Annotated in this window: 11 protein-coding genes and 1 pseudogene; 6 read left to right on the top strand and 6 right to left on the bottom strand. The window is 62.8% G+C overall.

The window, feature by feature from the left end; genetic code table 11:
- Positions 1-67 precede the first annotated feature (67 nt).
- The 6 genes from ADADOO_RS13660 to ADADOO_RS13635 are packed head-to-tail and all read left to right on the top strand — an operon-like array spanning position 68 to position 5647.
- The gene (locus ADADOO_RS13660) at positions 68-1363 is read left to right on the top strand and encodes a L,D-transpeptidase family protein (protein WP_511278053.1); all 1296 of its coding nucleotides are present in this window, start codon (positions 68-70) and stop codon (positions 1361-1363) included.
- Entirely contained in the window at positions 1363-1935 is a 573-nt protein-coding gene (locus ADADOO_RS13655; RefSeq protein WP_511278052.1) for a peptidylprolyl isomerase, read from the top strand. Before ADADOO_RS13660 ends, ADADOO_RS13655 begins: the two co-directional genes overlap by 1 nt.
- 9 nt (positions 1936-1944) lie before the next feature.
- On the top strand, positions 1945-2442 hold the full coding sequence (locus ADADOO_RS13650) for a peptidylprolyl isomerase (protein WP_511278051.1): 498 nt from the start codon (positions 1945-1947) through the stop codon (positions 2440-2442).
- Positions 2439-3158 carry a UDP-2,3-diacylglucosamine diphosphatase gene (locus ADADOO_RS13645; protein ID WP_511278050.1) on the top strand — a complete coding sequence of 240 codons (720 nt, stop codon included), beginning with the start codon at positions 2439-2441 and terminating at the stop codon, positions 3156-3158. The genes ADADOO_RS13650 and ADADOO_RS13645 overlap by 4 nt, the downstream gene beginning before the upstream one ends.
- A gap of 34 nt (positions 3159-3192) precedes the next feature.
- A complete protein-coding gene (gene recQ / locus ADADOO_RS13640) occupies positions 3193-5013 on the top strand; it encodes a DNA helicase RecQ (RefSeq protein ID WP_511278049.1) in 1821 nt (606 codons plus the stop codon).
- 1 nt (position 5014) lies between these two features.
- On the top strand, positions 5015-5647 hold the full coding sequence (locus tag ADADOO_RS13635) for a DUF2238 domain-containing protein (protein WP_511278048.1): 633 nt from the start codon (positions 5015-5017) through the stop codon (positions 5645-5647).
- Between the two features lie 60 nt (positions 5648-5707).
- Here ADADOO_RS13635 and ADADOO_RS13630 read toward each other — a convergent pair whose 3' ends face one another.
- The 6 genes and pseudogenes from ADADOO_RS13630 to ADADOO_RS13605 all read right to left on the bottom strand — a co-directional run.
- Positions 5708-6394 carry a DUF3334 family protein gene (locus ADADOO_RS13630; protein ID WP_511278047.1) on the bottom strand — a complete coding sequence of 229 codons (687 nt, stop codon included), beginning with the start codon at positions 6392-6394 and terminating at the stop codon, positions 5708-5710.
- A gap of 61 nt (positions 6395-6455) precedes the next feature.
- Positions 6456-7505 carry a tetratricopeptide repeat protein gene (locus ADADOO_RS13625; RefSeq protein ID WP_511278046.1) on the bottom strand — a complete coding sequence of 350 codons (1050 nt, stop codon included), beginning with the start codon at positions 7503-7505 and terminating at the stop codon, positions 6456-6458.
- Between the two features lies 1 nt (position 7506).
- A complete protein-coding gene (locus tag ADADOO_RS13620) occupies positions 7507-8334 on the bottom strand; it encodes an ExeA family protein (protein WP_511278045.1) in 828 nt (275 codons plus the stop codon).
- 16 nt (positions 8335-8350) lie between these two features.
- Complete coding sequence (gene mshL / locus ADADOO_RS13615) at positions 8351-10087, bottom strand: pilus (MSHA type) biogenesis protein MshL (protein WP_511278044.1); 1737 nt, start codon at positions 10085-10087, stop codon at positions 8351-8353.
- Positions 10084-10482 carry a hypothetical protein gene (locus ADADOO_RS13610; RefSeq protein WP_511278043.1) on the bottom strand — a complete coding sequence of 133 codons (399 nt, stop codon included), beginning with the start codon at positions 10480-10482 and terminating at the stop codon, positions 10084-10086. Before ADADOO_RS13610 ends, mshL begins: the two co-directional genes overlap by 4 nt.
- A pseudogene (locus ADADOO_RS13605) lies at positions 10467-10747 on the bottom strand (hypothetical protein); the annotation flags it as partial. The gene ADADOO_RS13610 and the pseudogene ADADOO_RS13605, both read right to left, overlap by 16 nt.

The raw sequence follows: 10747 nt of genomic DNA, 5'->3' as shown, positions 1-10747 counted from the left end.
CGACGACCAAGACACTCGTTTTCGTTCGGGCCGGTAGCAAGTGGCTGATCAAGGACGAAAACGCCCGGTGAAATTAGGCCGTAAATTAGTTTTGTCCGGACTGGCGGTCGCCCTGGCCGCCGGTGCAGCAGCCCGGCTTAAGGACAAGCCGGCGACTATCCCCGTCACCATCAACGAACTCTCGGCGATTGCCTTGGCGCGGACAACACCCGAGGCATCCAGCCAGGGTTCGACCCTTCCCCAGACTGTTTCCGACTCCGGTCCGGAAGAAGCCTTGACGCGCATATTTGCCGAAATCGAAGGCAATCGCCTGAGCAATGCCCTCCAACTAACCGAAAACCTGCTGCGTCAGCACCCGAACTACCGGTTGGCCAACCTCATCAAGGGCGACCTGCTACTCGCCCGCAAGCAACCGATCAACACCTTTGGCGCCTTGACCGATGCCCCAGCCGACAAGGTGGCCGATCTGCGCGCCGAAGCCATTGCCCGTCTGGCTGCCTATCGCGAAAAGCCACCGGCCGATTTCGTGCCGCGCTACCTGTTGCAGATGCGACCGGACCAGCGCTTCGCCATCGTCGTCGACACCCAGCGGTCGCGCCTCTACCTGTACGAAAACGATCTCAAGAACGGCGGCCGGCCCCGCTTCGTCGCTGACTACTATGTCACCCAGGGCAAGCTGGGCGCGGAGAAACTGGCCGAGGGCGACAAGAAAACCCCGGTTGGCGTTTATCACGTCACCGCCAACCTGCCCCGCCAGAAGCTGGCCGATCTCTATGGCAACGGTGCCTTCCCGCTCAATTACCCCAACGAATGGGACAAGCGTCAGGGCCGTGGCGGCAGCGGCATCTGGCTGCACGGCACGCCGTCCGACACCTTTTCCCGGCCGCCGCGCGCCTCTGACGGCTGCGTCGTGCTGACCAACCAGGATCTCGACGTCGTCGCCAAAAACCTGCAGGTTGGCCTGACGCCGGTGATCATCAGCAACTCGGTCGAATGGCTGTCGCTCGACGACTGGGCCAAGGAACGCAGCGAACTCAACAAGTCGATCGACGCCTGGCGCGCCGACTGGGAAAGCCGCGACACCGCGCGCTATCTGAAGCATTACTCGCCGCGCTTCAAGTCCGGCGAGCAGGATTTCGCCGAGTTTTCCGCCCAGAAAAAGCAGGTCAATGCCGGCAAGGAATGGATCAAGCTCAAGATCGACAATCTCTCCGTATTCCGCAACCCGGGCAAGGAAGAAGTCGTCGTCGTGACCTTTGACCAGGATTACCGCAGCAACAACCTCAACAACCAGATGAAAAAGCGCCAGTACTGGCTGCGCGAAGGCGGTCAGTGGAAAATCATTTACGAAGGAAGTGCCTGATGTTGAAAAAAATATCCGTTCTCGCCGCCGGCTTGCTCGTCTCGCTCGCCGTGTGGGCCGCCCCGACCGTCGAAATGACGACCAATCTGGGTAAATTCACGCTTGAACTATTCCCCGACAAAGCCCCGAAAACCGTCGAAATGTTCCTCTACAACGCCAAGCACGGTTTCTACGAATCGACCATTTTCCACCGCGTCATCGATGGTTTCATGATTCAGGGCGGCGGTTTCAGCATGGCCATGGAAGAGAAGAAGGTGCTGACTCCGGCCTTGAAGAACGAGGCGACCAATGGTCTGGCCAATGATCGCGGCACGGTGGCCATGGCCCGTACATCGGACCCGCATTCGGCCCGCGTCCAGTTCTTCGTCAATCTCAAGAACAACGATTTCCTCAATCACAAGACCACCGGCGACCCGCGCGGCTGGGGCTATGCCGTCTTCGGCAAGGTCACCCAGGGCATGGACGTCGTCGACAAGATTGCCAAGGTGCCGACCGGCAACGCTGGCTATTACGAAAACGTTCCGACGACCCCGGTCGTCATCCAGAACGTCAAAATCATCTCCGACAAATAAGGATCCCCAATGTCCAAAATCAAGCTCACCACCAACCACGGCGACATCACGCTCGAACTGAATGCTGAGAAGGCCCCGAAGACCGTTGCCAACTTCATCGCCTACGTTGAAGCCGGCCACTACAACGGCACCATCTTCCACCGCGTCATCAAGAACTTCATGATCCAGGGCGGCGGCATGGAGCCGGGCATGGGCCAGAAGGCCTGCCAGGCACCGATCGAGAACGAGGCCGCCAATGGCCTCAAGAACAAGCGCGGCACCGTTGCCATGGCCCGTACCAACGACCCGCATTCGGCCACCGCCCAGTTCTTCATCAACACCGTCGATAACGATTTCCTCGACTTCAAGTCGCCGTCCGGCCAGGGCTGGGGCTACTGCGTGTTCGGCGAAATCGTCGAAGGCCTCGATGTCGTCGATAAGATCCGCGCCGTCAAGACCGGCAACAAGGGTTTCCATCAGGACGTTCCGGCTGAAGACGTGATCATTGAGAAGGCCGAGATCGTTTGATCTTCTTCATTTCTGATCTGCACCTGTCGCCCCGGTCACCCGGGGCGACGCATTTGTTCCTGAGCTTTCTGGCCGGCCGCGCCCGCCAGGCCGAGGCGCTGTACATCCTCGGTGACCTGTTCGAAGTGTGGGTCGGCGACGACATCGACGATCCGTATGCCGCGCAGATCACTGCCGCCCTGCGCGCTGCCAGCGATTCCGGACTGAAGATTGGCTTCATGCATGGCAACCGCGACTTCGCCATCGGCGAGCAATTCACCGCGGCCGCCGGCATGACGCTGCTGCCCGACCCCTATTTGCTGGTCCTGCCCGAGTGGTCCTTCGTGCTCTCGCACGGCGACGCTCTGTGCATCGACGACCATGCCTACATGGCCTATCGCGCCAAGGTGCGCGACCCGGAATGGCAGCGCACGATGCGCGCCAAACCGCGATTCCTGCGCAGCCTGCTCGGCCGTTACATCCGCTGGCGCAGCGCCCGGCGCAAGCGCACCGAGAACTACGTCTATGCCGACCTCAACGGTCCGGCCACCGACGATTTCCTGCGCGACCACGGCTACGCCACCTTCATCCACGGTCATACCCACCGGCCGGAGAAACACGACCATATCGTCGATGGCATCCATGTCGAACGCTGGGTCCTTTCCGACTGGCATGAAGCGCGCGGCGAAGCACTGGTCTGGGATGGCGAGACGCTGAGCCGCGAAGCCATCGTATGAACATTTCAATTTTGACCCCAATTTCCGGTTGACCGTGGAAACCACCGCCCTCGCCATCCTGCGCGACGTCTTCGGCTACCCGGCTTTCCGCGGCGCCCAGGCCGAAATCATCGACCACATCGGCAACGGCGGCGATGCGCTCGTCCTCATGCCGACCGGCGGCGGCAAGAGCCTGTGCTACCAGATTCCCGCCCTGCTCCGCCCGGGTTGCGCCATCGTCGTCTCGCCGCTCATCGCGCTCATGCAGGATCAGGTCGATGCCCTGACCCAGCTGGGCGTCAAGGCTGCCTGCCTCAATTCGACGCTCGACTGGCGCGAGGCGCAGGCCATCGAGCAGCAGATGTTCGCCGGCCAGATCGACCTCGTTTATATCGCCCCCGAGCGCCTGCTCATCGACCGCACGCTGTCGATGATTGATGCGCTCTACGAAGCCGGCAAGCTGGCCCTGTTCGCCATCGACGAAGCCCACTGCGTGTCGCAATGGGGCCACGATTTCCGGCCGGAATACCTACAACTGTCGACGCTGCACGAACGCTACCCGAAGGTCCCGCGCATCGCGCTGACCGCCACCGCTGACAAGGCGACGCAAAACGAAATGCTGGTCCGCCTCGGCCTGACCGAAGCGCGTGTTTTCCTGTCGAGTTTCGACCGCCCGAATATCCGCTATACCGTCGTCGAGAAGGACAACGCCAAGAAGCAGTTGCTTGGCTTCCTGACCGGGCGCCAGGGCCAGGCCGGCATCGTTTATTGCCTGTCGCGCAAGAAGGTCGAGGAAACGGCCGAATGGCTGTCGGCCCAGGGCTACCCCGCCCTGCCCTACCACGCCGGCCTACCCGCCCCGACGCGCGCCGCCAACCAGCGCCGCTTCCTGCGCGAGGAAGGGCTGGTCATGTGCGCGACGATCGCCTTCGGCATGGGCATCGACAAGCCGGACGTGCGTTTCGTCGCCCACCTCGACCTGCCGAAAAGCATCGAAGCCTACTATCAGGAAACGGGCCGCGCCGGCCGCGATGGCGAACCGGCCGAGGCGTGGATGGCCTACGGCATGCAGGACGTCGCGCTGCAACACGCACGCATTGCCGAATCGGGCGCCGGCGAAGGCCAGAAAATTCTCGAATCGCAACGCTTGAACGCCCTGCTTTCCTACTGCGAAGCGCCGCGCTGCCGGCGTCAGGTGCTGCTCAACTATTTCGCCGAAGAGCGCGAGCCCTGCGGCAACTGCGACGTCTGCAGCGAGCCGCCGGAACTGTGGGACGGCACGCTGGCGGCGCAAAAAGCGCTGTCGGCCATCTTCCGCACCGGCATGCGCTTCGGCGTCACGCATTTGACCGATGTGCTGCGCGGCAAGGCGACCGACAAGATCAAGCAGTGGCACCACGACCAGCTGCCGACTTTCGGCGTCGGCGCCGACCTCGACGACCATGCCTGGAAGAGCGTTTTCCGCCAACTGGCGGCGGCCGGGCTGGTCCATGTCGACATGGCCGAACACGGCGCGCTGCAACTGACCGATGCTGCCCGCGAAGTGCTCAAGGGCCAGCGCCAGGTGCAACTGCGCCGGCCGGCCAAGCGCAAGGCCACCTCATCGTCGTCTTCACGCAGCAGCAGCACGTTGGTGCACAGCGAACTGTCGGCGGCTGACGAGATGCTGTTCCAGTTGCTGCGCGCCTGGCGCAGCGATACGGCCAAGGAGCAAGCCGTGCCGGCCTACGTCATCCTGCATGACAAGACGTTGCGCGAGCTGGCCGAAGTCCGCCCGACCAGCCACGGCATGCTGGCCGGCATCACCGGCATGGGTAGCGCCAAGATCGAGCATTACGGCGCCGAGTTGCTCGACCTGATCCGCAACGAGGGCTGACGTGGACAGCCGGAACGCGCTGAATGCCACGCTGGCCGCCGTCGTCATCGCGGCGCTGGTCATTTCCGGCATCGCCCCCTTCGACCGGGCGACCTGGATGATGGAAGTGGCGCCGGTCTTGATCGCCCTGCCGCTCATGATCGCCACGCGCCAAAGCTATCCGCTGACGACGCTGCTCACCGTGTTGATCGCCATCCATGCGCTGGTCCTAATTGCCGGCGGGGCCTATACCTACGCCCGCGTGCCGCTCGGTTTCTGGCTGCAGGATCTGCTCGGCACGGTGCGCAACCCCTACGATAAGATCGGTCATTTGCTGCAGGGCTTAGTCCCGGCCATGGTCGCCCGTGAAATCCTGATCCGCGGCGGTTACGTCGTCGGCCGCCGGATGACCGGCCTTGTGTGCATCTGCATTGCGATGGCGATCAGTGCCAGTTACGAGCTCATCGAGTGGGCTGCAGCGCTGGCCATGGGCCAAGGCGCCGACGAGTTCCTCGGCACCCAGGGCGACCCGTGGGATACGCAATCGGACATGTTCATGGCGCTGATCGGGTCGAGCACGGCGATTGCCCTGCTTTCCGGCTGGCACGACCGGCAGCTGGCAAAGCTTTCAAAAATGGGCAAAATTTCCGGTTGACCCTAGGGCCAGCCGTTGTTTCTATGGTCGTAGGAATCGCCGGCCCACCCTCGCCGCTGGCTACATCCCGAGCGATTTGAGGAAGTCGTCCTGCTCGCTGGCGTCGACGCCTTTCGACGGGACGGCGCAAGCGCTCGCTGCATTGGCCTGCTCGATCAGCGCATCCGGATCGGCCTCTTCGCTCTCGAAGTCGTTGAGCTTGATGAACTCGGTACGGTCGATCGCCAATTCCAGATAAAAAATGTTGTTGCGGCCGGTGAAGAAGGTCACCCGGCGGGCTTCCGGCTTGTCGAGATTGGTATCGACGCTGAGCATGACCTGCTTGGTCAGGGCCAACATCTTCGGCTGGTTCTGCGTGATGTGCGTCTGCAGCTCGCGCGCCACCTTGCCGGTGAAATCGCCGACGATCTGGTTCATCAGTTCGCCCATGACGTTCGCCACCTCGTCCGAGGTATGCGAACTGGCCAGCTCGTCCTTGGCCATGCCCATGCTCAGCATGTAGCTCTCGTAAAGCTCCATCGCCGCCGCCGCCGAGAAGTTGGTGACGACCAGCCCGGAAAAACCGCCATCGAACAGCACGAAGCAGCCAATGTCCGGCTTGAGGCAGGTTTTGGTGATGCGCTGGACCATGCCGGAATAATGAATCTGGCTCTGGGTGGCGATGGTCAATACCTTGGTCACCGAATTGCACAGGCTGCGCAGGATGTCTTCGGTTCCGTAGACGACGGGGCTTTCGTGCAGGGTCATGGTAGTGGGTCTTCTTGGCAAATAAACAAATGAAAGATAGAGCGATGGTCAGCGCCAGGTATCAGCGCAAATGCTGCTCGGCCACCGCCGACAATTCAACGGACAAGGTTCCCGTCGCCACGGCCCGGCGCAGCGATTCCTTCGCCTCAGCTACGTGCCCGTCGGCCTCCAGCGCCAGGCCCAGCCCGAGCCACCAGCGCCCCTCGTTGGGTGCCAGACGCGTCGCCCGCTGGTAATGCGTCACCGCCGCGCGACTGGCCCCCAGGCGCGATTTTAGATGCCCCTGAAAACCGGCGTAGTCGGCGCTCGCCTCGGCATAGATCTGCGCTTTGCTCAGCGTGCGATCGGCCGCGCCAAGGTCGTTCTGCTCCAGTTGCAGGCGGGCCAGCGACATCGCCCAGCCGGTCTGGGCCGGCTGATGGTCGAGGCCTTCCTGCAGCACCGTCATCGCCTCTGCGATCCGGCGCATTTCCAGCAACTGGCGGAGCAACATCTGACGCACCTGGACGTAGCCCGGATCCTGTTTGAGTGCCGCCTTCAGTGCGTCGATAGCCTCGGCACCGTGCCCTCCAGCCAAGGCATTTTCAGCTCGCCGATATTCCGCATCGGCACGATCGCGCGGCGTTGCCAGAACGGGACTTTTCTCGATCCTGACCGGCCCGACCGGCGCCGCCAGCGGAGGCGCCGGTGCTGCAGCCGCCGCCTCGGCATTGGCTAGCGCGACAGGCGGCATCGGCGCGATGGGGTCGGGGACGCCCAGCACCGGCGCGGCCGGCAGGGGGAGAACGGCCAGGTTCGAGGCCAGACGCAGTTCGCTATCCAAAATCGGCTCTTTTTTCACGTCGACCGTAGCAACCGGCAGCGCCCCCGGGGGCGCGGCAATCGCTGGCGGCTCGACACGGATGCCGAGCCAGGGCAACAGAACCCCGTTGGCGTGCAGCACCGCCGCCCCAAGCGTAGGCACGGCAACGATCACCAGGGCCATCAGCCAGCCCCCGACACGCCCCGGCGCCGCCGGCAGGGCACGGATTTCGCGTTGCAGGTTTTGCCGGGCCGGATCGTCAGGGCGCTTGGCCTCGATGTTGCGCAGCATGTCGTTGATCAGGCTCATCTCACCACCATCCGGCCGCCGCCGCGCCTTCGGTATCGGCCGCCGCCCGGCGAACATGGCCGGCGCGCACGGCATGTTTGCCCTCGCCGAAAACGGCGAGCAGCGACTTGTGGGCCAGAATATTGAGCAAACGCGGCGTGCCGCGGCTGGCCTTGTGCAGGCAGCGCACGGCGCGCGGCCCAAAGACATCCTCACCACGATAGCCGGCGACGCGCAGGCGATGCGCCAGATAATTGGCGACCTCGTCACGGGCCAGCCCACCGATCCGGTAATGGAAGGCAATGCGCTGCAACAACTGGCGAACCGACGGCTCAGCCAGCTTGCGGTCGAGTTCCGGCTGGCCGAAGAGGACAATCTGCAGCAACTTGCGTTTCTCGGTCTCCAGATTCGAGAGCAGGCGCAGCGACTCCAGCGTTTCGAGCGGCATGGCCTGCGCCTCGTCGATGCAGACCACCACCTGACGATCCGCCGCCGCATGGTCGAGCAGTGCCCGGTTGATGCTTTGCAGCAGATGATAGTCGTCGCTGTCGGCGCTCACCGCCAGCCCCAACTCCTCGGCCAGCGCCAGTTGCAAGGTGCGCGGCGCCAGATAGGGATTGGGCAGGTAGGCGGACACGCAGCCCTCGGGCAACGCTTGCAGCAAGCGGCGGCAGAGCAGCGTCTTGCCGGTGCCGACTTCGCCGGTAATCTTGATGAAGCCTTCGCCGCTACCCAGCGCGACGAGCAGCGTATTCAACGCCTCCTGATGGCTGCGCGTGATGACCGTGTAGCTGGTGTCCGGCGTGATGCCGAAAGGCAGCTCGCTCAGGCCGAAATGGTCGAGATACAAGGCTGCCTGTTACCGTTTATTGCCATTCGAGATGGCGCGGCTGGCGCGGGTCCAGCCCCTGGATACGCTCCTGCACCTCGGCCGAGGCATTGCGCCACGAATTTTCGTCGCGAATCACCGTTGACCGCATCAAAATGACCAGTTCGCGCTTGTTGTTCGACACGCTTTTCTGACCGAACAGCGCGCCCATGCCCGGCAACCCGCTGACGCCCGGCAGGCCATAACGGCTGGTGTTCTGCTCCTGTTTCATCAGACCGCCGATGGCGACGATGCTGCCATCCTGAACGCGGACGATGCTGTCGGTTTCGTTGATGCTGCTCGAGGCCAGCGGCAGCGTAAAGGTGCCGAGATCGCCGAGATTGACATTCTTGACCTTTTCCTCGACCACACTGACCGAGGGATGAACATGCAAAATAATGTTGCCCTCGTCATCGATCTGCGGCGTCACGTCGAGCGCGATGCCGGAGAAAAATGGCTGCAACGTGATGTTCGGCGTCACGACATTGCCGGCCGCACTGGTCGTCGTGTTGGTGCTGATACCGGTCACGAAGAAATCATCGGTACCGACCTTGAGTACGGCCTTCTGGTTATTGGTCGTCGCGATACGCGGGCTGGACAGTACCTGGACATCACCCTGCCCTTCGAGGAAGGAGAGCAGCGCAGCAAAATTCTGCGACTGGAAAGCCAGGCCGAAGAAGCCGCGACCGGCCGCAGTCGTATCAATAGAACCGTTTGTCCCGGGCGCCGCGCCGACCACCGTACCGGCGGTAACGCCAGTCGCCGAGCCGCCCAGAGTCGCCGAGCCACTCAATGCCGCCCCCGGCGCCAGGGTACCGAAGGCCACCTTGCCACCGAGCAGACCGCCAAATTTGCTCCAGTTGATACCGGTCTGATACGAGTCATTGAGCGAGACCTCAATGATCTTGGCTTCCAACATGACCTGGCGTTCAACCACCAGCTGCGTTGCTTTCAGATACTCATCGACCGAGCGTAGCTCGATGGGGGATGCCTTGACGAGCACGACCCCCGACCCGGCATTGACGATGACATTGCGCCCTTCCTGGGTACCAACGATGGAATTGAGTGCCGAGCCGAGATCCTTCCAGAAGTCGTAGTCCGAGGTGGTCTGCACCCGCGCACTGTCGTTACCCCGCTGCGGCTGGCCCCCCGTGCTTCCGGCCGGAACGCTGCCGGCCCCACTCGATGCCCCGCTAGTCGTCGTCGGGGTGGAAGTAGTCGGCGAACTACCTGTCACCCGCATCTCGCTCATGCCCTGACGGCGATTGGCCAGATAATTGATCTTGAAAATACGCGTCTGGATGGTATTGGGCTGAACATAGATTCGGGTGCCCTGCATCCGGTAATCATAGCCATAGACTTCGCGCAGCGTCTCAAGCGCCTCGCGCACCGTCGTACTCTTCAGGTTGAGACTGACCGTGCCCGACAATTCGGGCGGGAACAGCATGCTGTACCGGGTGCCGGAGACCAGGGCATTCAACACCTGGGCCACCGGCGCATTGTTCACGGCCAGGTTGAAGCGCGGCTCCGGCTTGGCGGCCACCGGCTGATCGAGTTGCAGCGGCGGCACCATGGCCTGGCCGACGACGTCGCCCTGCGGCCTGTTTGCCTTGCTCGCCGCGGCCGCCCCCAGTTCCTGGTCGGCCCGCTCGAAAGCCTCAGCCCGGCGCGTATGCTGGTTGCTGCACGCGCTCAGCATCAGTGTCGACAATCCGATTATCAAAATCTTGCTCATGGCAGACCCTTCACTGGCCCGGTTTTCCCCGTTTTTCGGGGCTTGGGCGTTTCAATCATCTGTTTTTCAACGTCGGGCGTCAGGTAAAGATGGGTCACCCCATCCGCCCCCTGCAACACGGCTTCGCGCTCGTTCAGGCGAACCAGCGTCGCCCCGCCAACCCGATCGCCCAGGGCAACGGTCTTGCCGCCGATCACGGCAACCGGCCGGCCACCTTGACGCACCAGCACCGACTGCAAGCGCAAACCGCCGGATGCATCGCCACCGGACTTGGCGGCGTCGTCGACCGGCGCCAGCCAGGCCGCCGGCGGGCGCGTCGGATCGGCCGACTGGGCCAAAGCCGAGGTCGTGGCAACAAGCAGGGCGAGCGCAATCAGCCTCATAAGGTCAACCATGTCTTGTCCGGACTCAGGGTATAAACGGTCAGGGTCATTTCCGACCGCGGGTAATCGATCACGCGATAGCTCAACGGTCCCCACAGCAGGCGTTGCGGCAATTTTTCCAGTTGCACCAGATAGGCCTGAAGCTCGCTATAGCTGCCTTCGAGGCGGATTTCGACACCGTGCCGATAGAGGTCAAAGGAACGCTCAACCGGCTTGCCATCGGCTTCCTTGGCCGCTTCTTTTTCGCGCAGCACGCTTTGCGGCGCCTGCGTTTTCA

This window comes from Azonexus sp., from assembly GCF_036170495.1.
In the GTDB taxonomy this organism is placed as follows: domain Bacteria; phylum Pseudomonadota; class Gammaproteobacteria; order Burkholderiales; family Rhodocyclaceae; genus Azonexus.
Note: the sequence above shows the minus strand (reverse complement) of the source record. Positions and strands in the feature narration are given on the sequence as shown.

Excerpts from the sequence above, each read along its gene's own strand:
- ADADOO_RS13655 (WP_511278052.1), top strand. The coding sequence starts at position 1,363 with ATGTTGAAAAAAATATCCGTTCTCGCCGCCGGCTTGCTCGTCTCGCTC.
- ADADOO_RS13650 (WP_511278051.1), top strand. The coding sequence starts at position 1,945 with ATGTCCAAAATCAAGCTCACCACCAACCACGGCGACATCACGCTCGAA.
- ADADOO_RS13630 (WP_511278047.1), bottom strand. The coding sequence starts at position 6,394 with ATGACCCTGCACGAAAGCCCCGTCGTCTACGGAACCGAAGACATCCTG.
- ADADOO_RS13625 (WP_511278046.1), bottom strand. The coding sequence starts at position 7,505 with ATGAGCCTGATCAACGACATGCTGCGCAACATCGAGGCCAAGCGCCCT.
- mshL (WP_511278044.1), bottom strand. The coding sequence starts at position 10,087 with ATGAGCAAGATTTTGATAATCGGATTGTCGACACTGATGCTGAGCGCG.
- ADADOO_RS13610 (WP_511278043.1), bottom strand. The coding sequence starts at position 10,482 with ATGGTTGACCTTATGAGGCTGATTGCGCTCGCCCTGCTTGTTGCCACG.